Raw genomic sequence first — 26,495 nt, forward strand, 5'->3', positions numbered from 1 at the left:
ACAAGCTCACACATTTTCCCATTATTTTTTTACAGGAGGTTCATACAAATGAAAAAACGTTCCATCCGTCGAACGACGCTCGCGGCTCTCATGACATCTGCCATGACAGTCAGCATCGTTCCGGCTGCTGGTGCTGCACCGCTATCGGTTGCACCATCTGTCCCGACAACGAGCTCGCTCGCTCCGTTCGACCACAACATCATCGATGAAGAGCGTCTCGCAAAAGCACTCGAGAAACGCGGTGTCATCAAAAAAGGATTGTCAGCATCTGAACGCATGAAAGCGGTCGACGCATACATCGCGAAAAAACAAGGTGAAGCCAAAGATCCACATAAACATGACGACGAATTGAATGAGAAAGCTTCAAAAGCAAAAGAGAAGATACATACTCAATTCGAAAAAGAAACAGAACGCATTCTCGACAAAGCGAAAAAAGGACAAGCGAACTACCGTAAAGGAAAACCGAACGGTCAAGTGAAGGTTTCTCCAGCGCAGCAATCGTCTTACAACGGCGCGGTCCGTGAAGATAAAGTCCTCGTCCTCCTCGTCGAGTATAGTGACTTCAAACATAATAACGTCGAGCAAGATCCAGGTTATATGTATAGTGACAACTTCAGCAAGGAACATTATGAAAAATATATGTTCGGTGATGAGTCGTTCGAACTGTTTAACGGTGAGAAGGTTCAAACGTTCAAACAATATTATGAAGAACAGTCGGGTGGCAGTTATACGGTCGACGGTGAAGTTTCAGAATGGCTAAGCGTTCCTGGAACTGCGAAAGACTACGGCGCTGACCGCTCAACAGGCGGTCATGACAATGCTGGCCCTGGTCCACGTCAACTCGTCAAAGATGCATTGAACGCTGCGGTCGCATCTGGCATCAACCTTGCAGAGCATGACCAATACGATCTTTACGACTTAGATGGCGACGGTGACTTCAATGAGCCGGACGGCCTCGTCGACCACTTGATGATCATCCACGCTGGTACTGGTCAAGAAGCTGGTGGCGGTGCACTTGGTGACGACGCAGTATGGTCACACCGTTGGGTTCTCAATGGCGTTTATCCGGTAGCCAACACAGAAGCTGCAGTTCCATACTGGGGCGGAAAAATGGCTGCGTATGATTACACGATTCAACCTGAAGATGGTGCAGTCGGCGTCTTCGCACACGAATTTGGTCATGACCTCGGTCTTCCAGATGAGTACGATACACAATACACAGGTCAAGGTGAGCCAGTACAATCATGGTCAATCATGAGTGGCGGTAGCTGGGCTGGTAAAGTTGCTGGTACGGAACCAACAAGCTTCTCTCCACAAAACAAAGAGTACTTCCAAAAAATCATGGGTGGAAACTGGGCTAATATTACAGAAGTCGATCTTGAAGATATCAACTCTCAAGGGTTTGTCTCACAACTCGACCAATCGGTAACGAAGTCGAACAACCCAGGAATCGTCAAAGTCAACCTTCCTGATAAGAAGATTAAAGGGATCGAACCGGCTTATGGCGAGCGCTACTATTACTCGACTAAAGGTGACGACATCCATACAGAGATGGCAACACCTAGCGTGAAACTCGGTGCGGATGGCGTCCTCACATTCGATTCATTCTACGAAGTCGAATCAGATTATGATTACTTGTACATTAAAGCTGTAAGTGGTGGTAAAGAAGTCGTACTCGATGTATTCGGTGACGACGTCAACGGCGAGAACGAAGCTGGATACCCTGCTGAGACAACGAACGGTGCATGGGTCAACAAATCATATGACCTCTCACAATTCGCTGGACAAGATGTTCAAATCGTATTTGAGTACGTGACAGACGGCGGCGTCGCAATGAAAGGCTTCGCAGTCGACAACTTGTCAATCAAGTCAGAGTCAGCAACACTCTTCGCTGATGATGCGGAAGGTGCTGAAGCCGTGACACTCGATGGATTCGTCAACTCAGACGGATACGATTCGAAACCGCACTACTACTACCTCGAATGGCGTAACCATGCCGGATCGGATATGGGTCTTCTCAACGGTCGTGGCGTGAAATACAACACAGGTCTTGTTGTGTGGTATGGTGATGACTCTTACACTGACAACTGGGTCGGTGTCCACCCTGGTGAAGGTTTCCTCGGTGTCGTCGACTCTCACCCTGAAGCTCTCATCGGAAACTTGAACGGTCAAGAAACGGTAGCTGGTAGCACACGTTACCAAATCGCTGACGCTGCGTTCAGTCTCGATAAGACACTCGCTTGGTACATCGATTCACCAAGTCGTGGTGTGTATGACTACAAAGCACAAGCTGGCGTGAAGCAGTTCAATGATGCGAATTCGTACATCAACTCACTCATCCCAGATGCAGGACGTAAACTTCCGCAATACGGACTCGTCGTTGACGTTGTCGGTGAAGCGAAAGACAACTCTGCAGGTGCTGTTTGGATCCGTACAAAATAAGTATTTACCCTTTGACCTCCAGTCTTCTAAGTAAAGAAGATTGGAGGTCTTATTATTCTGAAAAAGCTTGAAAAACGCGAGTAACCTGTGTAACATAGTTAGTGTAACGCCTCTGTAGGTTAGTGGCAGACCTCAGCAATGGTAATGCTGCAGCACGAGTTCGATTCTCGTCGGAGGCATCAAACATACCGCTCAACGGAGCGGTTTAGAGCACTTCCTGTTATTGACAGGAAGTGCTTTTTTGTACTTCCCCTCCCTATATCGTTTTTGATGAACATTCTAACGACAATCAATGGTACAATTTGGATTACCATATCTTTTACAGGAGGGTTTCGATGAAACGAGCACTTGGAATAGGCACCGTTATGATTTTATTAGCAGCTTGTTCGCCTAGTACTAGTCAGGACTCAAAACCTGAACCAGTTACAGAAAACACCACAGAAACATCCGAAGAAACCGTCGAAGAATTAACTCTATTTTTTAAAGGCGAACCAACCCAAGAAGAAATTGATATCTTCTGGGGATACTTACGATCAGAAAGTAGTGATGTGCTCGCCACATTCGCTGACGGATCAGAAAGTCTTTGGGCATGTAAAGCCACATGCGAGAACCCTGACTCGACTGAATCCATCGACCTACAAAATCGTTTGGATCAAACCTCTACTAACATCGAAGAATTACGAGTTGGGCTCGAACACTTAAAACAATTCGACATCAATCATATTCAACACGTTGAAATCGATTCCGTCCTTCGATCATTAACCTATTCGCAAGACGTGAAACGAAGCATCAGTTGACTTGGAGAGCACAAGCAGACGTGCTCGGGAGCGCACGCGGTATGATAAAAGGGTTGAACATCGAACTGAGCGGAGTATAACTGCGTTCGTATCGCATGAATCATATATCAGCCTGAGCGTACATCACCTTGACATCATTTCCGTTCCTCTATAAACTTGAAAAGTTGAAATCATTGAATAGTTAGAGGAAGGAGCATGATTCATGCTAAACGAATGGTTATGGATTCCTTCTGCCATCCTTACACTCGGTCTTCTCGTCCTCAGTTACAAATTGTTTGGACGGGTCGGATTATATGCTTGGATTGCGATGGCTTCGGTCGTAGCAAATATTCAAGTCACACAACAGATTGTAATTGGCGGATACATTTTTACGCTTGGTAACATCGTCTACGGTTCGCTCTATTTAGCGACTGACATTTTGAACGAAAAATACGGACGAGCTGCGGCTCGAAAAGGGGTATGGCTCGGATTCTTCATTTTGATCGTTTCGACTGTACTTATGCAGTACGCCCTATTATATGAACCGTTCGAAGAAGCGCTCTTCATGCACGAAAGTTTTGAGGCACTCTTTTCGATGCTTCCATTGATAACGCTCGGTAGCCTTGCTGCTTACCTCGTCTCGCAATTGTTTGACGTCTTCGTCTACTCGAAGATTCGCGCCAAAACGGGCGAGAAAAAACTTTGGCTCAGAACGACAGGTTCGACTGTGCTTTCACAATTAATTGATACGTTCACATTCTGTATCATCGCTTTCTGGGGAATGGATTGGGAGATTTGGTGGAATATCTTCATTACGACGTACGTGGCGAAGTTCGTGATTGCTTGGATGGCGACACCGTTCATGTATTACGCGAAACGTACGAATCCGCAAGATGAATCCGAACAACATGCAGCATAAAACAAGCCGTAACTTCAATTTCGAAGTTACGGCTTTTATCATGGTCGTTCTATTTGGATACGAACAGCATACGGACGGGCTTCTTCAATCGATGCCGACTCTCGACAGACGGTGATGGCTTTGAACGGATCAATGGCGACCGCTTCGATCGTTTGATCGTTCGTTTCGACTTCAAGAATCGTATAGACAGGCAAACGCTCGAGTTTAACCCACTCCCCGTTACGTTTTTTTTCATAGATGACTGGTGTTTGAATCGAGTAACGTCGGAGTAAATCATGTACATTCATCTGATCTCCTCCCTATTCAAATCGTACACCTATTATAGAAAGCGTTTTCATATTTGTAAAGCGAGCTTACTTTTAGATTATACATATTTCTTCTTCATTTCGAATCGTAAATGTCCGATATAAAGAATAGAGAAATGGGGTGAATTGATGCGTTATCGCAGACAGGAAACTTTTCGCTATATTCTACCAAATCCCCGTACGATCCCTTATCGACTCGTTTGGGAAGAGAAAGAACTTTATGATGGAGAAGGACTTCTTTTGAATGTGAGCTCCCATGGACTGAAGTTGCGATCAGATTATCTTTTCCCGCTTTCCGATGATTTACAGGTCCACTTCGTCCTCGATCTCGTTCCAACCCTCCAACCTATTGAACTGGTCGGTCATGTCAGACATCGCAGCCAATTAGGATCGTTGTATGATTATGGTATTTTACTGGATGCCAAAATGGACGAAACTCAGCAACTCGTCACGATGATTAAAATGTATGCACGTGAAAATAAATGAGAACACGCGCCATTGCATCTTCTCATTTTTTCGTGTTTCCAAAAGAGGGTATACTACTATTATGACTATCATTGGGCGAGGTGTTCGTATGACAAGAAAATTTCTATTAATCCCATGGGGCGTGGCCATTGCATTGGCTATTTTTGGCCCGAACGTACCGTTTGATGGGCGATTCTTACTTGATTTTATAACGTATAACACGGATGCCTATGAAGGCTATTCGCTCTCTTTATTCAGCATTTTAGGTGTGTTCCCGTTAGCAATGTTCCCACTTCTTTGGTCAGAAGTGAACCAGCTCAAACCGAATCCACTCATTGCTGCCATCAGTAGCTTTTTCGTTGGTGGCTTCTTACTCGCTCCCTATTTGGCGTTCGCAAGACAATCACCTTATCCGACTCCCGTCAAACCGCTTCCGACCCGTATTCTTGGCGTCGTCTTGCTAATAGTGACGATCGGATTGTTCATCGCTGCCGCAAATACCGGGAATGTTTCAGAATATTGGTCGTATGTGGAGAATAATCAGTTTGTCCGAACGATGACCGTCGATTTTTTCTTGTTGGCATTTATTCAGATCACGTTAATGAACCGCGATGCGAAACGATATAAGATGAGCCTTTGGCCGCTTCCATACATTCCACTGTTCGGCTTGATTTTCTGGCTCATGATCCGTCATCAAAAACCTTTTAACGAAGCACCACCAAAACGTGAACGCGCCGAAATGAAACATTGATTCCCCTTTTTCTTTTGAACCGTTATACTTGATATTAGTTTTGTATTTAAAGGAGATCATCACATGCGCTATTTTCAGGTCACGTCTTATGTGACTGTTAAAAATGAAGAACTTGTCTTAAATGAGTATGTAAAAGTGCCCAATCAAAAAGTAGATCAATTTTTAAAAGAAACGTTAGAGCTTGATCTGTATGATGATCAAGTCTCGTTGCGTGAATGCGTTGTTGGGAAAGGAAAGTGGGAATGTCCTGTCGGTGACTTTGTCATCACGGAGCACACCGATGAAAAGAAATTTAATCGTCTGCAAAACAGCCGTTCCTCTAAAACGAATAAGTAATCTCGATATGAAAAACCTCCTCGTCTATTAGACGGGGAGGTTTTTATCATAGACATGGCGTTTATTCATCCGATTCTTCTTCGGGATTTGGATCAGGATGTTGGGTCGGAGCCGGTTTTTGTGCCGGATTCGATTCATCATCTGGTAGCGGGTCTGGGTGAACCCCTGGTTGTGATTCATCTCGTTTCATCGTATCCCTCCTTCATCGTTACTCCATCTGTTTATCCGTTTTCTTCATACACGAAACGTATCAGTGTATGTTTTGATTCCCAATCACTCGTCTTGAGATCGCTTTTTCAATCTCAACGATGATAAATACGACTGCTCCAAACGCTACTGGGTAAATCCAATCCTCTAACGTAAGTGGTGCAGTTCCGAACAACGTGTGCATGAACGGAACGTACGTGATGAACAGTTGAAGAGCGATAAGCAACCCAGATACGAGAAACGCGATCTTATTATCGAAGAAACGACGATTAAATGCAGGTACCAATTCTGTTCGACAATTATACAAGTGGAACAACTGTGCCATAACGATCGCATTTAAGGTGATTGTTTGTAATTTTTCGGTCGAGTAATCGAAATCACCAAGCATGTAGTTAATCCATAAACTACCGCCCCCAATCAAGATTGACACAAACGTGACACGGAAGATGTAATATCGGCTGAGAAGCGGCACGTTGGCCGGTCTTGGAGGTCGCTTCATCGTGCTCTCCTCTAACGGTTCAAAGGCAATTGCCAATGACAAGGTAATCGCGACGACCATGTTGACCCATAAGATTTGAACAGGGCTGAGCGGAGCTGCTGCCCCGAGTAAGATACTCATCGCAACGAGTAATGCCTGTCCTCCGTTCGTAGGAAGCAAGAAAAGGATTGTTTTCTTCAGGTTGTCGTATACGCGGCGACCTTCCCGGACAGCATTGTAGATTGTTTTAAAGTTATCATCGACAAGAACCATCTGAGACGCTTCTTTTGCAACTTCTGTCCCTTTGATTCCCATCGCCACCCCGATATCGGCACGTTTCAATGCAGGAGCGTCATTCACGCCGTCTCCTGTCATCGAGGTAATCAACCCGTTCTCTTGTAACCCTTTAACGAGTCGAAGTTTATCGTTCGGGCTCGTTCGGGCGAACACGTCATTATGAATCGATGCCTCTTTGATTTCTTCATCAGACATATCGGTCAGCTCTCGACCTTCGAGAGCCCCTTCTACTTCCATACCGAGCTCTTTCGCGATGGCGACAGCCGTGTCCTTATGGTCACCTGTAATCATTTTAATGCGGATTCCAGCATCACGACATGCGGCGACTGCATCAATCGCCTCTTGACGTGGCGGATCGACGATACCGAACAAACCGAGGAAAGTCAGACCATCTTCAACGTCCTCATGATCAATGGATTGTTTCGAACTGTCGACACGCTTCAATCCGGCACCGAGGACGCGCTGACCGCGGTCGGCAATCTCTTTTCGCTTTTCATCCCAATACTCTTGTTTGAAACCGTCTGTTGTCGCCATATCAAACAGGCGATCAGGTGCCCCCTTGACGAAAATCATCCGCTCCCCTTTATAATCGACGAGCGTCGCCATGTATTTGTATTCAGAATCGAACGGGATTTTGGAGATGACTTTAAGACGCTCGATCGGGCGCTCCGCTTTCTCAGCGACGGTCAATAAACACGCCTCGGTCGGGTCCCCATTGATAACCCAATCCCCATCTTCTTCGTTCAACTGTGCATCGTTACACGTCTTCCCGACCGTCAAGAGGTCAATCATCGACTCATCGTCATCTAAATCAAACGGTTGACCGTTCAATTCCAAGTCTCCGTTCGGTGCATACCCGCTACCTGACACTTCAATGTCATGTTTCGCCGTCACGATTTGTTTGACGGTCATCTCGTTTTTCGTCAACGTTCCGGTCTTATCGGTACAGATGACAGATACTGCGCCTAACGTCTCAACAGATGGTAGGCTTCGAACAATCGCTTTTTGTTCAGCCATATTCCGGACTCCGAGCGCCAATATAATGGAAATGACGGCTGGTAATCCTTCTGGAATCGCTGCGACGGCTAGACCAATCGTCGTCAACATAAGTTCGACTGGCTCATAATCTCGTAAGAAATAACCGAATGCATAAATAATGACAGAGATAATTAGGATAGCGATGGAGACCGTCTGTCCAAACTTTGTCGTCTGACGAATCAGTGGCGTCTTCACGGTTTGTACTTCTGAAATCGACGCATTGATTTGACCAAGTTCCGTACCTTCTCCGATTGCTGTGACAATTGCTTTGGCACTTCCTGTCGCCACACTCGTTCCCGAATAGACCATGTTTTTTCGATCAGCGAGTACGGCTTCTTCTTTAACAACGTCTGGCTTTTTCTCGACCGTCGTGGCTTCACCCGTCAATGCGGATTCCTCCACTTTGAATTTTTCTGCCTGAACGACCCGTGCATCAGCTGGCACTTTATCACCGGCAGCGAGCACGAGAACGTCTCCGACCACAAGATCACTTGAGTCAATCTCGGATTGTTTACCGTCACGAATGACGGTCGCTTTCGTTTCCAACAACTTTTTGATTCCTTCTAGCGCTTCCTCAGCTTTGTTCTCTTGAAGATAACCGACAACACCGATTACCGTGACGACTAAGACGATAACAATCGTATCGATATATTCGCCAAGAAAACCGGTGACAACTGCCGCTCCTAAAAGGACATAAACGAGGATATCATTGAACTGTCTTAAAAATTTTATGATTTCAGGCGTCTTCTCCTTTTCAGGTAGGACATTCTTACCGAACTCCTCCTGCCGATTGGTGACCGTTTGCTTCGAGAGACCTGACTCGACATCCGTCTCCACATGGGACTGAACTTCGTCTACCTCAAGTGCATGCCACTCCCTATCTGCATTCTGCATGTTCTTTCCTCCTCGACCAATACTTTATGAAAAGTCTTTCCTCTTTCTGTTCCCAATCTGATGCGCCCCGACACGTCCAAACTTGTACAATTGATGTCATTTTTCAAAGAAAACGCTCCCATGATTCTTTATTTCTTCATGTAAACGGTATCATGAATCAATTTTGATTTTTCTGATGAAAATGGCTTTACAGAAGCGTTTCTATCATTGAATATAGAAGAAATTATGAATGAATATAGATAGAAAGAAGGAAGAGTTTATGGTCATTATTCAAGGAATTGCACTCTTACTGCTCATCCTCGCCTTGTTCACACTTTTCAGTTACAAGGCGCCATACGGAATGAAAGCGATGGGCGCATTGGCAGGTGCGGCAATCGCAAGCTTTCTCGTCGAAGCATTCAACGCTTATGCCATCGGCGGATTACTGCCACTCCCTTTATATGAAGAAGTCGGGCAGGCAGCCGGTTCATTATCTGGTCCTGCTGCCGCGGCACTCGTTGCCATCGCACTCGGGATCAATCCCGTTTATAGCTTGATGATTGGATTGTCGGTATCTGGTTTCGGGATCCTTCCTGGATTTTTCGCAGGATATATCCTGGCTCTGGTCGGCACACGAATCAACCGCTATCTCCCGACCGGTGTCGATATGATTTTCTACGTCATCGTGATGGCACCGCTCGCACGTCTCGTCGCTACTGGCGTGGACCCACTGGTTTCAAATACACTTGCACAAATCGGTGCAGTCATCGAACTCGCCGCGACGCAAAACCCAGTCGTCATGGGACTCGTTCTCGGTGGAATTGTTACTGTCGTGTCGACGTCACCTCTCAGCTCAATGGCTTTGACGGCGATGCTTGGTTTGACAGGTGTGCCGATGGCGATTGCCGCTCTCGCGTTGACTGCATCCATCTCGATGAACTACCTGTTGTTCCGTCAACTGAAAATCGGTACGAAAAAAGACCAGCTTTCTGTAGCCATTGAACCGTTGACACAGGCCGACCTCATCTCGGCGAATCCAATCCCAATCTATAGTGTGAACTTTGTAGGGGGTGCCATCGCAGGATTGATTGTAGCGATGACCGGTATGATCAATGATGCACCCGGGTCGGCTGCGGGTATTCCTGGACTGCTTGTTATGTATGGCTTCAACGACTGGCAGACTGTCACACTGACAGCTGTTGTTTTATTCATCCTTGGAATCGGATTCGGATTGATTGGAAGTCGACTCTTTAAAAACTTCCCGATTGTCCGACATACTGAAAAAGTTGAGTCGACAGAAGAAGACGCAGCGTGAACTACTCGCCACTTATTTGCTTCGCAAATTGAAGGGGGAGCTTCTTGGGAAGACCGTACTTTTATTTGCCACGATTATTTACCAAGCTCGCCGGGTGGTTCCCACCCTGAAAGAATTCGTTTTAGTTTGCCAACATCAACAGATTGATGCTTGCGTTGATCTCTCGGTCATGATGAACACTACAATGAGTACACGTCCATTCACGGACATCCATCGCCTTCTTCTGACCTTTCTCGCCGCAAGAAGAACAGATCTGTGTCGATGCGAACCAGGGGTCTGCCTTGATGAACGTCCGTCTGTAGAAGTTTGACTTGTACTCGAGTTGACGGACGAACTCGTGCCAGCTGACATCCCCGATGGACTTCGCTACCTTGTGGTCCTTCATCATATCCTTCGACTTCAATGTCTCCACGACGATGACTTGGTTCTCGTCAACGATCCGTCTCGACAGCTTGTGAAGGAAGTCCTTGCGTTGGTTGGCGATTTTCTCGTGTCTCTTGGCTAAGATCAGCTTGGCTTTTTCTCGGTTCTTGCTTCCAATCTTTTTTCGTGACAAAGCGCGTTGTGCCTTCTTGATCTTCGCCTCGGATTTTCGGAGAAAGCGAGGGTTGTCGACCTTCTCAGAAACCATCGCATCGTTCGTCATGACGGCGAAATGTTCCAAACCGAGATCGATGCCGATCTTGTTCTCGGCTGGGATCCACTTTTCCTCATCTTGATCGACGAGGATGGAGATGAAGAACTTGCCCGTCTTGGTCGTCGAGACCGTCGCCGACCGGATGACGCCCTCGAACGGACGATGTTGTGTGAACCGCACGAACCCGACCTTCGGCAGCCGGACCTTGCCCGCCTTGATGCGGATTGTATTATGCTGGTTGTTCGTTGTGTAGGAGGCGCGCGACCGTCGTCTCGATTTTGAAGGTCGGGAAGCCGCCAGTTCCGGCGAAGAACTTCGCGAACGCCTTGTCGAGGTTCAGCTTCGCGTTCGCGAGCGCGAGGCTGTCCGCCTCGGCGAGAAACGGGAACAGGGGCTTGTAAGAGGCGGGTGTCGCCGGTTTCCGTCTCGTTCCACTCCCCGCTTTCGCCTCCTCGCGGATGGCGATACGGTCCTCGAGCAGTTTGTTGTAGACGAACCGGGCGCAGCCGATCGTCTTGATGAGGAACTCGGCCTGTGCCGCCGTCGGGTGGAGCCTGTATGTGTAGCCTTTCAGCATGTCCGTCTCTCCTCCCTTCAGAAGATTGTGATGTGTCTGCCTCATCCGATACCCGCGGAGGGGGAGGGAGAATCTGACAGAATCACGAACTTTTGTTCGTCACATCTGTCACAAGGGGAAACGAGTTTTGGACCGGGCGATTCATCCCCCACCTAAGCCGGGCTACGCCCCGAGACGCTTAGAAGAGGGAGAATTCTCGCCTGATTTAGTTAAATAAAAAATCGATGCCGCCGAACGAATTGTTCAACCGTGCATCGATTTTTTATTTTGCTTTCGGGAGTGGGGTATCCAACCTTAAAGGTGTCCGGTAGATTGGAAAGTAATTAGATAATCCATGCAATTGAATGTGCTTTGCATTTAATTGCTGATAAACCTGTTCGTTGAATACAAATTGACCAATGTAGTAAGGAAGCGGCTCATCTCCGGAAAAACTCAATTTAAAGTCATAGAGTGCATCTTGACCGGCGGCCCCTCCTCCGAGATGCAGATGAAGTTTACCCTTTTCACCCGCACGACGAATCATTTCACTGAATAGGAAATGGTTAGGACGGAGAGGTAAATAGTCTTTGAGAGACCCTCCTAAGTGGTAGTTTGCTCCCTCGTCACCATATAAGACTAATACTCCTGCAATCACGGTATTTTCAAAAACTGCAAATAGAAACTCGGTTTCGAATGACTCGCTCGTCAGTAACTGAGTGAAATAAGAATCAGGATAATAGTAGTCTTCAATTGCATCCCGACGATTCATGGTCGCCTCATAAAGATGCATAAATGTGTGAATGTCAGATGCGTCACCACGCACAACAGTCAACTGTTCACGGATGGCTCGTTTCACGTTTCGCTTCGTCATTTTATGGAACCGCTCAGTCAAGTATTCATACGGTTCATCTAGTTGGACATGGACAGTCTTTCGTACTGGAACTGCTCTCCCGAATGTTTCCATAATGACCTCATCAATTCTTAATGGATGATAACGAATCGTTTCGGTCACAGTTTTCTCGTTCTCCTTACGTTTAATGAAATGTTGCCTTGCGACTTTCACTTCATCATCTGTGAACGTTCCAACACGAAACGGACCACCATATCCGTAAGCTGTTACAAGATCATCATATTTTTCATTGATTCGGCGACGGATATATGGATATACAAGCATCCCTTTCGATGTGATGGCAAGAAACAGCTCTGGTGAGTCGTTCGATTCACAATTCACGTTAACATAATCAAAATGATCATACGCATCGCATGTTGTTAGATCCAACCATTTTTCCCATTCCATTTGGTCTTTGATGATTTTGAATTCCATCATCTCATCCCCTTTTCAGTAAGTGATTTCCATAACCACTTTTCCCATTAAAGGATGAGCACACCAGTGAAGAATTTAACTTTTTGTTGTTAACAATCAATATCCGTTTAAAGTAATTTACGAAATAAATATCGTTATTTCTTTTTACGTTTTTGTTCAAAAAAAGAACGAACTCACACTCAGGCGAATTCGTTCTTTTAGAAATCTTATGGAAATCAATCTACTGACATCACTTGACCCGTCTCGGACGATTGTCGAGCAAGTTCAATCAAGTGCGTCGTGAGTGTCGCATCTTTTAGAGATATGATAGGCTGACGCGTCTGATAACTTTCAGCCAACTGTTCATAATACTTAAAATAGCTGCCTTTCTCGACTTGAATCGTTTCGACCTCGTCCGTCGATAAAATCCCAGTCTCTAACACGTCACTTGCTAATTTCCCTTGTTTCAACGCTTCTTCCTGTGGGTCGAGACCAAATTTCATGAAACTTCCCTTCGTCCCATGCACTTCGAATCGTGGAGTCTCACCAGCGATGAATGGATTCGAGCGAAGGTAAACTCGCTTCTCTCCATAATAGAATGTCACATAGAATCCATCGTCAGACTGTCCACCCTCACGTTGAATCATCACATCCGCTTGAATTTTGTCCGGCTTTCCAAACAAAGCGAGCGTCTGATCGATAAGATGACTTCCTAGGTCAAACAAGATCCCTGCACCCGGTCCTGCATTTTCACGCCAACGGTCCCGAACATTTGGACGGAAACGATCAAAACGCGATTCCACTACCTTCCAGTCCCCTAATTCATTCGAGTCGAGTAGTGACTTGATTGTTAAGAAATCTCCGTCATAACGACGATTCTGATAGACGTTGACGATCCCCCTCGATTTCGCTTCAAGTTCCATCAACTCATATCCTTCTTCCGTTGTCAGGAATGCAGGTTTTTCAACGAGCACATCTTTCCCAGCCTTGAGACAGTCAACGATCATCTCTTTATGTAAATGCGATGGTGTGGTAATCACATACAATGTAGCATCCGATTGTAGTGCCTCCTCTAACGACGCATATACCGTTGCACCAGGTAATTCACCCTGTACTTCTTCCGGGCGTGATGACACGACACCGCTCACTTCAAAAGTGTCAATCGCCTTTAAAAACGGCAAATGGAACGTGTTCGCTGAAAAGCCGAAACCTACCAAGACAGTTTTAATCATCGAAACTCCTCCTTTTTCACTTTCATCATTATATCAAAAAAAGGGTCCAAAGACCCTTATGCACTCATGCTCTCATCTAATCTGTATTCGAACGTATTGTACCCGTTTCGTGAATCGACAAAGACGAAACCAAAACGTGGATAATAACTATTTAGAAATTCATTGTTAGCGACACAATCGAGACGAATTGGTTCATCTTCATCGGCTTCCTCTAGTACATGCTCCATGAGCTGCTGACCGACGCCGCGACCTTTCAGCTTTTCGCTGACGACGATTCGATGGATATATTGTCCACGCTCACTGTCGTCCCATAAGTTATCATCCCAGGCGTCTGGAGGTAACAATGCGATTGAAGCTAAAATTTGTTGGTCATCTTCAAAGACATATACACTGCCTTCTGTAATGTCAGTGCGCACACGCTCTACGAGGTCCTGTTCCAAATATTCGGTCCATTGGTCGCTTCCTTGTTCATTTAGCGCTACGGCTCGTTGTTCGATTAGGTTCGCGATGTTTTTGGCATCGCGCTTCGTCGCGAGTCGAATCATAACGTCCTCCTTTAGTTATACAGTATTTGAAATACAAATATAACGGAGAACACTTTACCTTTCAACCATCTTGCTCACTGTTGAAGTTCGAACGGAATGACCTCACCTTCGTTCAACTGATAGCTATAGGACAAGGTAGCGTTCAAGCTGTGGGAGACGGAACAATACCGTTCAACGGACAGTTCAATCGCACGTCGCACCCGTTCTTCAGACAAGTCGCCTTTCAGGATATACAAGATGTGAATGGCTGTAAAGCGTTTTGGATGATCGATTGCCCTTACCCCATCAATCTTCATTTCGAACGATTCTAACGGTTGACGCATCTTATGCAAAATCGATACGATATCGATTCCGGTGCAGGACGCTGTCGCGAGAAGCAACATCTCGGTCGGACGTGGGCCTATATCAAGTCCACCCACGTCCTCTGGCGCATCGAGGGTGACTGTATGCCCCGATGGCGTATGCGTTTCGAACGCCATGCCTTGCTTCCATACGACTTCCATGTTCATGATTTTCTCCCCCTATTTCATTTGATAGCAACCTATTCCCGCATTTGATGTATGATTAAGCCATAAATCAATTTTAAGGGGTGTATGTCGTTGGATTGGTCCATTCTTTTCAGTTGGGGGCTATATATTGTCCTCGGGTTAAACTTATTGTTCGCACTCGCCGTCATTTTTGCCGAAAGACGTGACGTCGGCGCGACCTGGGCCTGGTTACTCGTTTTGTTTTTCTTGCCGGTGCTCGGATTTATCATCTACCTTTTCCTCGGGAGACAGCTTAAGAAGGATAACTTCTATAATTTGAGTGTAGAAGAACGTTCTTTTCATGCGCTTCAAGTTGAAGCACAGCTCGAACAGATTCACACGCCTCAAACGCAGATTGCGCAACCGTTATTTGAAAAGTATGATCAACTGCTACAAATGAACTTGCGATCTTCAAAATCATTGATTAGTGTACATAACCGCTCCCTCATCTTGCATGACGGTGAACAAAAGTTCAAAGCGTTAATGGATGACATCCGCTCTGCCGAAACGGAAATCAATATCCAGTACTATATTATTCAGCGCGATGCTCTCGGACAGGCGCTGTTAAAGGAATTGATTGAGCGAGCGAAAGCGGGTGTCAAAGTCCGACTCCTTTACGACGCAGTCGGCTCTCGCAGTCTCCGTAATTCAGACTTTAAAGAGTTGATTGCGAATGATGGGGAGGTACGTGTCTTCTTCCCACCGACGCTCGGAATGATCAACTTTAAGTTAAACAACCGAAATCACCGAAAAGTCGTCATCATTGATGGGAAGATCGGCTATGTCGGTGGCTTTAATGTCGGGACCGAATATCTCGGACTCGTTGAGAAGTTCGGATACTGGCGCGACACCCATTTGCGTGTTGAAGGAGACGTCGTCTATAATCTTCAACACCGATTCATCTTGGACTGGAATTACTCAGGTCACCGCAAGCATGATCCGGAAAATACGTTCTGCTTTGCGAAACATGAGATTAAGGACAACTCCCCGATGCAAATCGTCACGAGCGGTCCGAACTCGGATACTGAACATTTAAAAAATATGATGATTAAAATGATCATGTCGGCGAAACGACGGGTCGTCATCCAAACCCCTTACTTCATACCTGATACGAGTTTTATGGATGCATGTAAAATGGCACTCAACTCCGGCGTTCAAATGGACATCATGATCCCAGGAAAACCGGACCACCCGTTCGTCATGTGGGCATCGCTCTCCTTCCTCGGAGAATTGCTCGACTATGGGGCAAACGTCTATCTGTATGATGAAGGTTTTCTTCACGCGAAGACGCTTGTCGTCGATGATGAGATTGCGACGGTCGGAACGACGAATTTGGATGCCCGAAGCTTTCGTCTCAACTTTGAAGTCAACGCAGTCATTTATGATGAACGCGTCGCCCTCGAACTTGTTTCCTTATTTGAGACAGACACTGCAGTCAGTCGAACGTATACGATGGAAGACTATGAAAAGCGAAAATGGACGGTTCGCTTACGCGAAGGGGTCTCACGACTCCTCAGTCCGATTCTATAAGAAAGAAGCAGAGCTGAACGCTCTGCTTCTTTGTCATTTTATAACTTGAATCGTGAGACAAGGTCCTGTAGTTCCTCTGCCATCGTCGCAAGTGCTTTCGCCGATTGTGACACCTCTTCAATCGATTTTAATTGATCATCTGTCGTTGCTGCGACTTGCTTAGAGGTACTCGAGTTCTCGTCGGCGATGTCCGCGATTTGAGATGCAGTCGCCGCCACTTCCTGAACGTTCGCTGCAATCTCCTCGACAGTTGCCGTCACGTCTTCGATTCTCGGGGTCATAGCGACTGTCCGCTCTTTAATTTTCTCAAATCGGTCTGCCGTCATTTCTGAAGAAATCAGTCCGGCTTTCGTGTGGGTAGATACTTCTTGCATCAAATGAACGGATTGCTCCGTTTCCTGTTTAATACGATCAATCAATGCCGCAATTTGTTTCGTTGACTGTTGGGACTGCTCCGCAAGTTTCCGAACCTCGCTCGCGACGACGGCGAATCCTTTCCCGTTCTCGCCAGCCCGCGCCGCTTCAATCGCTGCGTTCAATGCGAGCAGGTTCGTCTGTTCCGCAATCCCGTTGATGACCGAGACGATTTCGCCGATTTCACTCGAGCGATGTGCCAACGATTGAATGACGCCTTCAAACGTCACGACTGATGCATCAATTGCCTGCATCTGCTTGACGTTCTCTCTCACTGTCGTCGACCCATCTTCCGCTTCATTTGACGTCTCGCGTGATAGTTCAGACACGTCCATCGAGCTCTCTGAGATACGCATAATTCCGGATGTGATGGCTTGTAGCGATGTCGCATTGTCATCAAGTTGACGTTTTGAACCATCGGCACTGACCGCCATCTGATCGACCGCACGAGCAATCTGTTCTGACGAAGCGGTATTGTGCGCGGAGTTTGCCATCAATTCCTGCGAAGATGCCGCGACTTGACTGATTGAATCGTCTAGACGTAGCAACACCATCCGTAGTGAGGCACTCATCTCATTGAAACTCTCTGAAACGCGACCGATCTCATCATTCGATAAGACGGGGATTGGTTCAGTCAAATCTCCGGACTTAATCCGTTCAGCGCCTTCCGTCAATAAGCGCAATGGGCGTAAAATCGACCGGAGCACGAAGTACAAGAGCACCGCTGCCACACCGAACATACCGACGATGACGAATACGGTCGTCCAAAGAATACCGACAGTCTCGTCTTGAATCTCACCGTCATAAAGTGTACCTGTGATTTTCCATCCAGTGAGTGGGTTCGTCACGAACGCTTTCTCGACACCCTCTCCGTTCTCCTCTACTGATAGAATTCCCTCATCTGTTGCAAACAATGAGTCTGTCGAAGCCTCGGTCGACTTTTCTCCGACTTCAATCGATGGATGAATAACGACTTGTTGTGCCTCATCAAAAATCGCCACATATCCTTCCTGACCGATTTGAATACTCGATGCGACGTCAGCAATATCATTTACGTCTACGTCAACCGCAACGACACCACGACCATCCGCTGTCTTTTTAGATACCGTGATCATCATTTTCTGAGATGCGGCGTCGACGTAAGGATTCGTGATGGCGACCTCTTGCCCACTTGTCTCTGCCGCCTCATACCAAGGGCGGGTACGGGGATCATATCCTTCAGGCAATTCCTGCTCAGGATAAATCGTCATCGTCCCTTCTGCTGATGCAAAATAAATGTTCGTCACTTTTGGATGTGTTTCTAAATACTCCGTGAACTTTTCTGCTAACGCCTGATTTTCTTCACCTTCTTCATAGATAGAAGCATCGAGCCGATTGGAGAAGAATGAAATGTCCGTTTGAATCGGCGCAATTAAATTTGTCACTTCGTTGTTCATCCGATCTACTCCCGAATTGGCAGACTGGATCATTTGTGACTCAATCTTTTGCTTTGCCTGCGCGTATGCGACGACCCCGATCAATGTCGCCGGAATGAGCAATAACAAGACTGATAAGACAATCAATTTTTGTTTGATGCTGATGGTACGTTTCTGTCTCATAAAACATCTCCTTACCCCGAATAGAATGTTGAAGAAGGATTGGTCTGATGGACCGAATCCTCCTTTCGTTACCTACAATATCGGTTAGGAAAAATAGATGTTGATCATTGATTGAATTATTCGAAAATTATTTTTCGGAAACTGAAATGGAGTTTCACTTCAGCAATCAATATAGAAGGAAATCATTATATTCGTAATCTGAATTGTATTCAGTTAACATATCGGAAAAGGGGGCAAAAACATGAATACATTATTGGACGAAATCAAAACGTATAAAGAACAATTTAAGCAAAAAGCGCCAGCTGAAAAGCAGCGATTGATGGCACAAGCGACGCAAGAATTGAAAGATTCAGGGATTGCATCGGGACTAACCGTCGGCGATCGAGCACCGATGTTTGAATTGCCTCATGCAGACGGGACAAACGTCGGCTTGAAGGCACTTCTCGAGAAAGGACCTGTCATCGTCACGTTTTATCGTGGTGGATGGTGCCCATACTGCAACCTCGAACTTCGAGCGTATCAGCGTGAATTAGTAAAAATTGAGGAAAAGGGTGCCACACTCGTGGCGATCAGCCCAGAGACACCTGATTACTCACTATCTACGAAGGAGAAGAACGAGCTCGACTTTTACGTGTTGAGCGACGTAGATAATCAAGTCGCACGTCAATTTGACCTCGTCTTTGATATGCCGGATTATTTGATTGAGATTTATGAAGCATCTGGTCTCCACGTCGATGCACATAACGGCAATGAGGACTGGCAGCTTCCGAAGCCAGCGACGTTTATCATCCAACCGGATGGTACGATTTCATTCAGTGATGTGCCCGCTGACTATACAGAACGTGTCGACCCGAAAACGGTCATTGAACAATTATAAATGAAAAAGGAGGTGACGTTGTCATCTCCTTTTCGTTGTGCCATTTTTACAGATCGTCTCATCATTTATTGAATTCCTCTTGTAGTATTCCATACACCATACTATCGGTCCATTCATTCTTATTCCAATAATCTTTCAAGAAATGAGCTTCTTTTCTCATTCCGATTCGCTCGCATAATTTTTGGGAATCGACATTCCTTGCGTCAAGATTGGCTTGTATACGATGCAATTTGAACTCGTTAAACAACTCTTTGACCAATCCTCTAACTGCTTCAGTAGCGAACCCTTTCCCAGAGTGAGAATCAGCGAAGCAATAGCCAATCTCGACAGTTTCTTTCATCCCCGTATACCAAACTGTGAGATCCCCGATCACTTCATCTTGATGGACAACCGCCAAATTCAATGGGCTTGTTTCGGTAAGGGTAGAATTGTTCAGTTTTTTAGCAAACGCTTCATTCATATTCTCAGAAGTCCAAGGGTCATGTAAGAGATATCTACACACGTCAGGATTTTTATAAATATCAAATGTAGCATACAGATCGTCCTTCTTGAATGGTCTGATTTCTAGACGTTCAGTGGTAAATTCCATATCGATTCCCCCTTGCAAATCGTCGTGAGTATCGTAAGAATACTCACAACCTAATAACTTTATGGTATAACGACAAATTCCTCAACGCGTTTGAGAAGTGTTTCGAGTAAGCGTAGTGACCGGTATGTGTCTCCTGTGTACTCGAGACTATGGTTCATCTGCTCGACAATCTCGAGTTCAGTCAATGCCTCATGCTCAAGATTCTTGATTCGTTCAAGTATATAGTGTTGGTCTTCCGTACCCATGAGAACAAGCTGTTTTCCCTCATGAGACAAGATCGCTTCGTATACGTCATTTCGTTTCAACAACGGTGTCAACCAGACCAGTTCGGCGTCGCGAAACACATGACGGCCACGTTCACTCGTCATCGCAATCGTACCGAGCGATTTTCCGATGATTATGTATTTATTAAAGGAATGGGATTGTAGCAGTTGATCGATGACGAGCCGAACATCGATAACAATCGCCACTGATACATCGACTGATTCATATCGCTCATCCCGATAGTTGTAGTTGACCTCAAGGACGTTCAATCCATTCTCTAAACAAAGCGCTGTCGTATAGCGAAACATCGGGGAATCATTCGTATATCCGTATCCCGGCAACAAGATCACGAGGGTGTCGGATGACGAATCAGACTGCAGAAATGAATACGAGACAGGTATTCCGTTTGTGCCGATGACTCGACCCTCTGTTTCTTCATACATATCGTTCCCTCATTTCTGCAAAAGTTGCGTGTCATGGTGGTGAATCATCGTCCCGATCGTCTCTCCTTGAAGGATTCGTTGAATCGCATTCCGCTCCTTGAAATCGAACAAGTGAATCGGCAATCCGTGATTTCTTGCGAGTAGTAACGCTGATTGGTCCATCACTTTCAAATCATGGGAGATGACGTCGTTATAGTGAAGGGTTTCATATTGACGAGCCGCTGCATCCAATCGTGGGTCTCGATCAAATACGCCAGAAACACCGTTCTTTGCGACGAATAAGGCATCACACCCCACTTCGATGGCACGCTGAACGGCCGGATAGTCTGAAGAAACGAACGGTTGACCGTTACCGCCTGCGAAAATGACGATATATCCTTTTTTCAAATGATTGATAGCACGAAGTTGAATGTATGGCTCGGCAACGCTTGGCATCGGGATTGACGTCATGACGCGTACCTCTTGATCGATGTCTCGTTTCAAGATGCCCCGCAACATCAATGAATTCATGACGGTACCGAGCGTACCGATATGATCTGCCTCGACGCGATTGATGCCCCACGCTTCTGCTTGATTGCCACGGAAAAGGTTCCCCCCGCCGACCATGACGCAAACTTCAACCCCACTCTTTGCGAGTGACAATATTTCCTCTGCAATCAGGCTGAGACTCATTTCATCAAAATTTTCCGTTCCATCACCGGCTAGAGCGGCTCCACTTAACTTGATGCATATTTTTTGGTGCTTCAAAGTTTCCCAACCCTTCATTTGGAATTTTTTGTTCAATTTAGTATAGAGGAGTTTGTTTAATTGAACAACAAGATTCCTTTTTTGATTCAAAGGGACATTTCTTCATACTCTTTGTAAGACTCATCGAACATGTAAAGTCCACCGATCTCTTCATCGATAAACGTATACAAAGAAATCTCAAAGTCTTGAAGTGATGCGTCATTGAGACACTCGTTTACTCTGAGCAAACCTTCTTTTATATACAGCTTTCCCTTTTCAATATTCTCGTTTGAGAAATAGTACCGTCCAAGATCAAGATAGTAACGAGGAAATTCTGGATACTCTGCAATCACCTTGAACAGATACGATTCATACTGAGCTGGACGTTCGTAACTATGGAGATCGGCCATCGAATAGTAGAGAATCCCTTTTGATTTAGCATCCATTATATTCAGCATCGACTCGATCTCTTCAATCTTTCTTTCGTCTAATATTGGATAGACGAAAGTAGTATCAAGATATACGCCAAGGGCGAAGAAGATCGAATGCTCCGGATACTTTTCGTATGCTTCAAATAAGTGTTTGGAGGCACTCTCATAGTCTTCTTCTGACGTATCCATTTCAGCACTAATCTCACAAATCAAACAGTGACAATGTACAGAAAAAAGACCGTAGAACACCCTACGGTCTGTAAGCTCAGGCTCCCATAATCGAATCATGCCGGGTCGTTTCCCAGCCGTACGCCACTTCACGGAGTAACAACTCCCCGAACTCCCGATCCTTTTGGTCGATGACTTGCCCTTGTTTCCGCTCATAAAATGTGCGGAACGGATTCATCTCAAGCGCCCAAATCAAAAGTCCCGCCTCGCACATCGACTGTACGGCGTGCTCAAGGAGAGCGGACCCGATTCCGTTCCCTTGATGATTCTCCAAAATATAAATGGCATACACTTCGTTCGTGTGGTCCGGGTACTCACCCGTACGCTCTTCTCCGTAAAGGACGAAGCCTACAATCTCATCATCCACAGTCGCCACAAAGCCGGCTACTTCCTGTTGACGAAGCGCTGTCCGCAACCGTTCTGCCCATTCGATGGAACCGGACGATACTTTTAGCAAATATTCAGTCGGCACGATCCCCCGATAGGTCGTTCGCCATCCGTTCACACGCACTCTCGCAATCCCATACACATCATCTGGTTTGGCGACCCGAATGTCCAATGTGACCCCCTCCTAACCCGAAGCTTTACAAATAGTTTACCACAAATCCCCAACTTGCAATCCGAGATTATGTGAATTTTCATCGTTCTTCTACCACAAAAAAAGAGCCGCCACCTCTACTGAGGCAACGACTCTTTCGGTTTATGCGACTTCTTTTGATTGGACCGGTGTAGACGACGTTAACGGCTTCTTCAAGAATGAAAGGAGCAATGCGCCAACGAGGGCACCTGTCAAGATGGCAACGGCATAGAGTCCCATGCTCATCGCGACATTTCCAGCTCCTTCAAGAAGTGGGAAGACGAAGATTCCGCCGTGTGGGGCTGGCAATTGAATCGTGAAGAATGCTGACAATCCACCTGCGATTGCAGAGCCGAGGATTGCAGATGGTAAGACGCGAATCGGATCCGCTGCAGCGAACGGGATGGCCGCTTCGGTGATGAATGAAGCACCCATGATGTAAGCAGTCTTACCTGCTTCACGCTCTTGTTTCGAGAATTTCTGACGAGCGAATACAGTCGATGCGAGTGCGACAAGAATTGGTGGCACCATTCCACCCGCCATGACGGCTGCCATGACTTCTTGGTTTCCAGCTGTGAGGGCTGCCGTACCGAACACGTATGCCGTCTTGTTGATCGGACCACCCATGTCGACTGCCATCATACCACCGACGATGACACCAAGAAGGATGGCGTTTGCGCCGCTCATGCTGTTCAACGTATCCATCAACCATGTCATCAGTGCTGCGATCGGTTCATTGACGACGAGCAACATGACCATACCTGAAATGAACGATCCGAGTAACGGATATAAGAGAACCGGCTTGATTCCTTCAAGTGAAGCTGGCAACTTCGCAAGCGCCTTTTTCAAGAAGAGGACAACATAACCTGCCAAGAAACCGGCGATGAGACCACCGAGGAACCCTGCATTCCCTTGACTTGCGAGTACCCCTGCGACGAGACCTGGCGCAAGACCTGGACGATCGGCAATCGACATGGCGATGAAACCAGCGAGAATCGGAACGAGGAAACCGAAGGCAGCTCCACCGATTGTCATTAACTGGGCGGCAAATTCATTGTAAGACGGGTCATCCGGGTTCGCCGAGTTGATGCCCCAGAAGAAGCTGATCGCGATCAAGAGACCACCAGCTACAACGAGTGGGAGCATCGCGGATACACCGCTCATCAAGTGCTTATAGATACCTGTACGTTGTTCTTTCGGTGCACCAGATGTTTTTGAAGCTTCATACACCGGCGCATCTTGATTGACGGCGCGATTGATCAATTCTTCTGGTTTACGGATGCCTTGCGCGACCGGTACTTCGATGACACGTTTTCCAGCGAAACGATCCATTTCTACGGCTTTATCTGCTGCGACGATGATTGCTGTTGCACGATCGATATCTGCACGTGTAAGTTCGTTTTTCACTCCAGTAGAACCGTTCGTTTCGACTTTAATATCAACGCCCATCGCTTCCGCTTTTTGTTTCAAGCTGTCCGCTGCCATATACGTATGGGCGATTCCTGTCGGACAAGCCGTGACTGCTAAGATGAACGGTGCATCTTCATTCGTAGGTTTGACGACTTCTGGCTTCTCTTCAGCAGCTTCCTTCTCCTCGATGGCACGGATGACATCGTTTTCAGAAGTTGCTGCATAAAGGCGCTCTTGAAATGCTGGGTCCATCAAGTAGACCGATAATTTAGAGAGCGTTTCAAGATGTTCGTTATTTGCGTTCTCCCCAGCTGCAATCATGAAGAAGAGACGACTTGGTTGACCGTCTAACGCTTCATAATCGAGGCCTTCTGAACGACCGAAAGCGATGGCTGGTGTTTTGACGGCGCTCGTTTTCGCGTGGGGGATGGCAATCCCTTCTCCAAGTCCTGTCGTGCTCTCGCTTTCACGTTTTAAGATGGCGTCACGATATCCGTTACGGTCAGATAGTTTACCGGCACGGTCTAGGACATCGACGAGTTCTTCGATGACCTCACGCTTAGAGCTGGCGCGAAGATTCAATTGAATCGTATCGCGTTGGAGCAAGTCCGTGATTTTCATGTTGTTTCCTCCATTCGTTTAAGTGGTGTAATTTGTACTTGATCGATCAATCGATCAATATCTTGTTTTGAACATAAGCCAAACGTATAAGCGGACGCACTACCTGTCGTGACAGCGTAGCGGAACGCCTCCTGTTCGCCTTTTTCTTTGACGTTTGCGACAAATCCGGCAACGAGTGAGTCTCCGGCACCGACTGAGTTGACGAGTTTCCCGACTGGTGTGTTCGCCGTGACCGCGCCGTCCTTGTTGACGAGTAGTGCTCCATCTCCTGCAAATGAAATGATGACGTTTTTCGCGCCACGTTCGACGAGCTGCTCCGCATAAGGAAGAGCGTCCTCAAACGTCTCGATCTCTGTATCAAACAGTTCACCTAACTCGTGATGGTTCGGTTTGATCATCAACGGTTCGAGCGAAAGGACTTCAAGCATGGCGTCTTTCGTCGTATCGACGACGAAGTCGGCACCTTTTTCACGAATAGATTCAGCGATTGTCCGATACAATGAGTCCGGTAAATTGCTTGGGATACTCCCTGCAAGAACGACGATGTCACCTTCATCGACTTGGTCGAACTTGGCTTTTAATTGTTCGAGTTCACCATCCGTGATGTTCGGTCCGCTCGCGTTCAATTCGGTCTCTTCTTTTGCACGAACCTTGACGTTGATTCGGGTATTTCCGTTCACTTCGACGAAGTCCGTGTGTACGCCATGGTCGACGAGCGACTTTTTAATGAAGTCACCTGTCGTTCCACCGAGAAAGCCAAGAGCTTTCGTTTCTTTTTCATATTCTCGAAGCACAATCGAAACGTTGATTCCTTTTCCACCTGCTCGTTCGGTCGTTTCTTCGATTCGGTTCACTTCTCCTAAATTTACTTCTGGTAATGTCACATAGTAATCAATAGAAGGGTTGAGTGTTAACGTGTAAATCATTTCGCATTCACCACCTTTGTTATTGTTTGGATGGAACTCATTGATACATCGCTTGATGTGATTAATTGCGCAGCGTCTAACGTGGCGACTCGGCTGAACGTTCGTTTCCCGACTTTCGATGCGTCCGCGAGCACGTATGACGTCTGTGCCAATTCAATCGCCGTCTTTTTGACAAGCGCTTCTTCTGGGTCCGGTGTCGTGTAGCCTGCGTCAAGGTCGATTCCGTTCATTCCGAGGAAAGCGAGGTCAACTCGATAATTCATCATGCTCTCACGCGCGTTATATCCGACGAGCGCTTGAGTCGACCGTTTCAATTCTCCGCCTATCACAAACGTCTTAATATCAAGATTAAATAATTCATTCGCTATCGGTAGACTGTTCGTGACGACGACAATTTTCTTTCCTTCTAAAAACGGTACCATTGCTTGAGTCGTTGTCCCGGCATCTAAATAGATCGACATCCCGTCTTCAATGAATGTTGCGGCCTTCCGTGCAATCGCAACTTTCTCATCGACGAAACGATCTCGTTTCTCTTCAAATGTCGGTTCTTCGTCAGGAGTTGCGATGAGTGTCGCTCCCCCGTGCACCCTTACCAGATATCCTTCCGCTTCGAGGTCCGTCAAATCACGGCGAATCGTCGACTCGGATGAATCCGTCAAATCAACCAACTCTTTCAATTTGACGACTTTCTGCTCAGATAAGCGTTGTAAAATCAACTGATGTCGTTGTTTCGTTAACATCTTGTTCCCTCCATACGTCTAATATAAAGCGTTTTCATTATAAAAACAACTAAAATCATTCAAAAACATTCAGATACATTCAATCTGTCACAATTATAACACAAAAAACGGTCAATAAA

At 46.4% G+C, this 26,495-nt stretch carries 25 protein-coding genes, 1 tRNA gene and 1 pseudogene; 10 read left to right on the plus strand and 17 right to left on the minus strand.

What is annotated here, in order from left to right:
- Window positions 1-48 precede the first annotated feature (48 nt).
- From KNO85_RS06920 to KNO85_RS06935, 4 genes are all read left to right on the plus strand, one after another.
- The gene (locus tag KNO85_RS06920) at window positions 49-2,442 is read left to right on the plus strand and encodes an immune inhibitor A domain-containing protein (protein ID WP_214788256.1); all 2,394 of its coding nucleotides are present in this window, start codon (window positions 49-51) and stop codon (window positions 2,440-2,442) included.
- 108 nt (window positions 2,443-2,550) lie between these two features.
- Window positions 2,551-2,621 (plus strand) — tRNA-Thr (locus tag KNO85_RS06925).
- 156 nt (window positions 2,622-2,777) lie between these two features.
- The gene (locus KNO85_RS06930) at window positions 2,778-3,239 is read left to right on the plus strand and encodes a hypothetical protein (RefSeq protein WP_214788259.1); all 462 of its coding nucleotides are present in this window, start codon (window positions 2,778-2,780) and stop codon (window positions 3,237-3,239) included.
- A gap of 202 nt (window positions 3,240-3,441) precedes the next feature.
- Window positions 3,442-4,137: a queuosine precursor transporter gene (locus KNO85_RS06935; protein ID WP_214788262.1), complete on the plus strand. Its 696-nt coding sequence runs from the start codon at window positions 3,442-3,444 to the stop codon at window positions 4,135-4,137.
- A 38-nt stretch (window positions 4,138-4,175) separates the two neighbouring features.
- Here the strand turns inward: KNO85_RS06935 and KNO85_RS06940 are convergent, their stop codons facing one another.
- Window positions 4,176-4,424: a hypothetical protein gene (locus tag KNO85_RS06940; protein WP_214788265.1), complete on the minus strand. Its 249-nt coding sequence runs from the start codon at window positions 4,422-4,424 to the stop codon at window positions 4,176-4,178.
- Window positions 4,425-4,571: 147 nt separating this feature from the next.
- Here KNO85_RS06940 and KNO85_RS06945 point away from each other — a divergent pair, with 147 nt between their 5' ends.
- The 3 genes from KNO85_RS06945 (at window position 4,572) to KNO85_RS06955 (ending at window position 5,994) form a co-directional block, all read left to right on the plus strand.
- The gene (locus KNO85_RS06945) at window positions 4,572-4,928 is read left to right on the plus strand and encodes a PilZ domain-containing protein (protein ID WP_214788268.1); all 357 of its coding nucleotides are present in this window, start codon (window positions 4,572-4,574) and stop codon (window positions 4,926-4,928) included.
- Window positions 4,929-5,016: 88 nt separating this feature from the next.
- Entirely contained in the window at window positions 5,017-5,658 is a 642-nt protein-coding gene (locus KNO85_RS06950) for a hypothetical protein (protein ID WP_214788271.1), read from the plus strand.
- 63 nt (window positions 5,659-5,721) lie between these two features.
- Window positions 5,722-5,994 (plus strand): hypothetical protein, encoded by a 273-nt coding sequence (locus KNO85_RS06955; protein ID WP_214788274.1) that lies wholly within the window; start codon window positions 5,722-5,724, stop codon window positions 5,992-5,994.
- Window positions 5,995-6,055: 61 nt separating this feature from the next.
- Here the strand turns inward: KNO85_RS06955 and KNO85_RS14970 are convergent, their stop codons facing one another.
- Together KNO85_RS14970 and KNO85_RS06960 are read right to left on the minus strand one after the other, a co-directional pair.
- Complete coding sequence (locus KNO85_RS14970) at window positions 6,056-6,184, minus strand: hypothetical protein (RefSeq protein WP_260569900.1); 129 nt, start codon at window positions 6,182-6,184, stop codon at window positions 6,056-6,058.
- Between the two features lie 60 nt (window positions 6,185-6,244).
- Window positions 6,245-8,908, minus strand: coding sequence for a cation-transporting P-type ATPase (locus KNO85_RS06960; RefSeq protein WP_214788276.1), 2,664 nt, complete (start codon window positions 8,906-8,908; stop codon window positions 6,245-6,247).
- 259 nt (window positions 8,909-9,167) lie between these two features.
- Here KNO85_RS06960 and KNO85_RS06965 point away from each other — a divergent pair, with 259 nt between their 5' ends.
- On the plus strand, window positions 9,168-10,202 hold the full coding sequence (locus KNO85_RS06965; protein ID WP_214788279.1) for a PTS sugar transporter subunit IIC: 1,035 nt from the start codon (window positions 9,168-9,170) through the stop codon (window positions 10,200-10,202).
- A gap of 121 nt (window positions 10,203-10,323) precedes the next feature.
- Here KNO85_RS06965 and tnpB read toward each other — a convergent pair.
- The 5 genes and pseudogenes from tnpB to KNO85_RS06990 all read right to left on the minus strand — a co-directional run bounded on the left by tnpB (window position 10,324) and on the right by KNO85_RS06990 (window position 14,984).
- Window positions 10,324-11,416: pseudogene (gene tnpB / locus KNO85_RS06970) on the minus strand (IS200/IS605 family element RNA-guided endonuclease TnpB).
- Window positions 11,417-11,678: 262 nt separating this feature from the next.
- Entirely contained in the window at window positions 11,679-12,719 is a 1,041-nt protein-coding gene (locus KNO85_RS06975; protein WP_214788282.1) for a GNAT family N-acetyltransferase, read from the minus strand.
- Between the two features lie 215 nt (window positions 12,720-12,934).
- Window positions 12,935-13,930 carry a Gfo/Idh/MocA family oxidoreductase gene (locus KNO85_RS06980; RefSeq protein ID WP_214788285.1) on the minus strand — a complete coding sequence of 332 codons (996 nt, stop codon included), beginning with the start codon at window positions 13,928-13,930 and terminating at the stop codon, window positions 12,935-12,937.
- 56 nt (window positions 13,931-13,986) lie between these two features.
- Entirely contained in the window at window positions 13,987-14,475 is a 489-nt protein-coding gene (locus tag KNO85_RS06985) for a GNAT family N-acetyltransferase (RefSeq protein ID WP_214788287.1), read from the minus strand.
- Between the two features lie 74 nt (window positions 14,476-14,549).
- Window positions 14,550-14,984 (minus strand): OsmC family protein, encoded by a 435-nt coding sequence (locus tag KNO85_RS06990; protein ID WP_214788290.1) that lies wholly within the window; start codon window positions 14,982-14,984, stop codon window positions 14,550-14,552.
- A gap of 84 nt (window positions 14,985-15,068) precedes the next feature.
- Here KNO85_RS06990 and cls point away from each other — a divergent pair, with 84 nt between their 5' ends.
- Complete coding sequence (cls, locus tag KNO85_RS06995; RefSeq protein WP_380075956.1) at window positions 15,069-16,532, plus strand: cardiolipin synthase; 1,464 nt, start codon at window positions 15,069-15,071, stop codon at window positions 16,530-16,532.
- Window positions 16,533-16,570: 38 nt separating this feature from the next.
- On the opposite strand, the gene KNO85_RS07000 is transcribed toward cls, so the two are convergent.
- Window positions 16,571-18,544 (minus strand): methyl-accepting chemotaxis protein, encoded by a 1,974-nt coding sequence (locus tag KNO85_RS07000; RefSeq protein ID WP_214788296.1) that lies wholly within the window; start codon window positions 18,542-18,544, stop codon window positions 16,571-16,573.
- Window positions 18,545-18,785: 241 nt separating this feature from the next.
- Between KNO85_RS07000 and KNO85_RS07005 the strand changes: the two genes are divergently transcribed.
- Window positions 18,786-19,421, plus strand: a complete 636-nt coding sequence (locus tag KNO85_RS07005) for a peroxiredoxin-like family protein (protein ID WP_214788299.1) — start codon at window positions 18,786-18,788, stop codon at window positions 19,419-19,421.
- 61 nt (window positions 19,422-19,482) lie between these two features.
- On the opposite strand, the gene KNO85_RS07010 is transcribed toward KNO85_RS07005, so the two are convergent.
- The 8 genes from KNO85_RS07010 to KNO85_RS07045 form a co-directional block, all read right to left on the minus strand.
- The gene (locus tag KNO85_RS07010; protein ID WP_214788301.1) at window positions 19,483-20,010 is read right to left on the minus strand and encodes a GNAT family N-acetyltransferase; all 528 of its coding nucleotides are present in this window, start codon (window positions 20,008-20,010) and stop codon (window positions 19,483-19,485) included.
- 59 nt (window positions 20,011-20,069) lie between these two features.
- Window positions 20,070-20,717 (minus strand): alpha/beta family hydrolase, encoded by a 648-nt coding sequence (locus KNO85_RS07015; protein WP_214788304.1) that lies wholly within the window; start codon window positions 20,715-20,717, stop codon window positions 20,070-20,072.
- A 9-nt stretch (window positions 20,718-20,726) separates the two neighbouring features.
- Window positions 20,727-21,482: a UMP kinase gene (gene pyrH, locus KNO85_RS07020; protein WP_214788307.1), complete on the minus strand. Its 756-nt coding sequence runs from the start codon at window positions 21,480-21,482 to the stop codon at window positions 20,727-20,729.
- 68 nt (window positions 21,483-21,550) lie between these two features.
- Complete coding sequence (locus tag KNO85_RS07025; RefSeq protein ID WP_214788310.1) at window positions 21,551-22,195, minus strand: hypothetical protein; 645 nt, start codon at window positions 22,193-22,195, stop codon at window positions 21,551-21,553.
- Window positions 22,140-22,661, minus strand: coding sequence for a GNAT family N-acetyltransferase (locus KNO85_RS07030; protein ID WP_214788312.1), 522 nt, complete (start codon window positions 22,659-22,661; stop codon window positions 22,140-22,142). The genes KNO85_RS07025 and KNO85_RS07030 overlap by 56 nt, the downstream gene beginning before the upstream one ends.
- Window positions 22,662-22,802: 141 nt before the next feature.
- Entirely contained in the window at window positions 22,803-24,710 is a 1,908-nt protein-coding gene (locus KNO85_RS07035) for a PTS fructose transporter subunit IIABC (RefSeq protein WP_214788315.1), read from the minus strand.
- Complete coding sequence (gene pfkB / locus KNO85_RS07040; protein WP_214788318.1) at window positions 24,707-25,636, minus strand: 1-phosphofructokinase; 930 nt, start codon at window positions 25,634-25,636, stop codon at window positions 24,707-24,709. The genes KNO85_RS07035 and pfkB overlap by 4 nt, the downstream gene beginning before the upstream one ends.
- Window positions 25,633-26,376 (minus strand): DeoR/GlpR family DNA-binding transcription regulator, encoded by a 744-nt coding sequence (locus tag KNO85_RS07045; RefSeq protein WP_214788321.1) that lies wholly within the window; start codon window positions 26,374-26,376, stop codon window positions 25,633-25,635. Before KNO85_RS07045 ends, pfkB begins: the two co-directional genes overlap by 4 nt.
- Between the last annotated feature and the right edge of the window lie 119 nt (window positions 26,377-26,495).

The sequence above is a fragment of the Exiguobacterium sp. s124 genome (genome assembly GCF_018617485.1).
GTDB lineage: Bacteria > Bacillota > Bacilli > Exiguobacteriales > Exiguobacteriaceae > Exiguobacterium > Exiguobacterium aestuarii.

Bases quoted from the DNA above. Each gene is read 5' to 3' on its own strand.
- KNO85_RS06920 (WP_214788256.1), top strand. From the start codon at position 49: ATGAAAAAACGTTCCATCCGTCGAACGACGCTCGCGGCTCTCATGACA.
- KNO85_RS06930 (WP_214788259.1), top strand. From the start codon at position 2,778: ATGAAACGAGCACTTGGAATAGGCACCGTTATGATTTTATTAGCAGCT.
- KNO85_RS06935 (WP_214788262.1), top strand. From the start codon at position 3,442: ATGCTAAACGAATGGTTATGGATTCCTTCTGCCATCCTTACACTCGGT.
- KNO85_RS06940 (WP_214788265.1), bottom strand. From the start codon at position 4,424: ATGAATGTACATGATTTACTCCGACGTTACTCGATTCAAACACCAGTC.
- KNO85_RS06945 (WP_214788268.1), top strand. From the start codon at position 4,572: ATGCGTTATCGCAGACAGGAAACTTTTCGCTATATTCTACCAAATCCC.
- KNO85_RS06950 (WP_214788271.1), top strand. From the start codon at position 5,017: ATGACAAGAAAATTTCTATTAATCCCATGGGGCGTGGCCATTGCATTG.
- KNO85_RS06955 (WP_214788274.1), top strand. From the start codon at position 5,722: ATGCGCTATTTTCAGGTCACGTCTTATGTGACTGTTAAAAATGAAGAA.
- KNO85_RS14970 (WP_260569900.1), bottom strand. From the start codon at position 6,184: ATGAAACGAGATGAATCACAACCAGGGGTTCACCCAGACCCGCTACCA.
- KNO85_RS06960 (WP_214788276.1), bottom strand. From the start codon at position 8,908: ATGCAGAATGCAGATAGGGAGTGGCATGCACTTGAGGTAGACGAAGTT.
- KNO85_RS06965 (WP_214788279.1), top strand. From the start codon at position 9,168: ATGGTCATTATTCAAGGAATTGCACTCTTACTGCTCATCCTCGCCTTG.
- KNO85_RS06975 (WP_214788282.1), bottom strand. From the start codon at position 12,719: ATGGAATTCAAAATCATCAAAGACCAAATGGAATGGGAAAAATGGTTG.
- KNO85_RS06980 (WP_214788285.1), bottom strand. From the start codon at position 13,930: ATGATTAAAACTGTCTTGGTAGGTTTCGGCTTTTCAGCGAACACGTTC.
- KNO85_RS06985 (WP_214788287.1), bottom strand. From the start codon at position 14,475: ATGATTCGACTCGCGACGAAGCGCGATGCCAAAAACATCGCGAACCTA.
- KNO85_RS06990 (WP_214788290.1), bottom strand. From the start codon at position 14,984: ATGAACATGGAAGTCGTATGGAAGCAAGGCATGGCGTTCGAAACGCAT.
- cls (WP_380075956.1), top strand. From the start codon at position 15,069: ATGTCGTTGGATTGGTCCATTCTTTTCAGTTGGGGGCTATATATTGTC.
- KNO85_RS07000 (WP_214788296.1), bottom strand. From the start codon at position 18,544: ATGAGACAGAAACGTACCATCAGCATCAAACAAAAATTGATTGTCTTA.
- KNO85_RS07005 (WP_214788299.1), top strand. From the start codon at position 18,786: ATGAATACATTATTGGACGAAATCAAAACGTATAAAGAACAATTTAAG.
- KNO85_RS07010 (WP_214788301.1), bottom strand. From the start codon at position 20,010: ATGGAATTTACCACTGAACGTCTAGAAATCAGACCATTCAAGAAGGAC.
- KNO85_RS07015 (WP_214788304.1), bottom strand. From the start codon at position 20,717: ATGTATGAAGAAACAGAGGGTCGAGTCATCGGCACAAACGGAATACCT.
- pyrH (WP_214788307.1), bottom strand. From the start codon at position 21,482: ATGAAGGGTTGGGAAACTTTGAAGCACCAAAAAATATGCATCAAGTTA.
- KNO85_RS07035 (WP_214788315.1), bottom strand. From the start codon at position 24,710: ATGAAAATCACGGACTTGCTCCAACGCGATACGATTCAATTGAATCTT.
- pfkB (WP_214788318.1), bottom strand. From the start codon at position 25,636: ATGATTTACACGTTAACACTCAACCCTTCTATTGATTACTATGTGACA.
- KNO85_RS07045 (WP_214788321.1), bottom strand. From the start codon at position 26,376: ATGTTAACGAAACAACGACATCAGTTGATTTTACAACGCTTATCTGAG.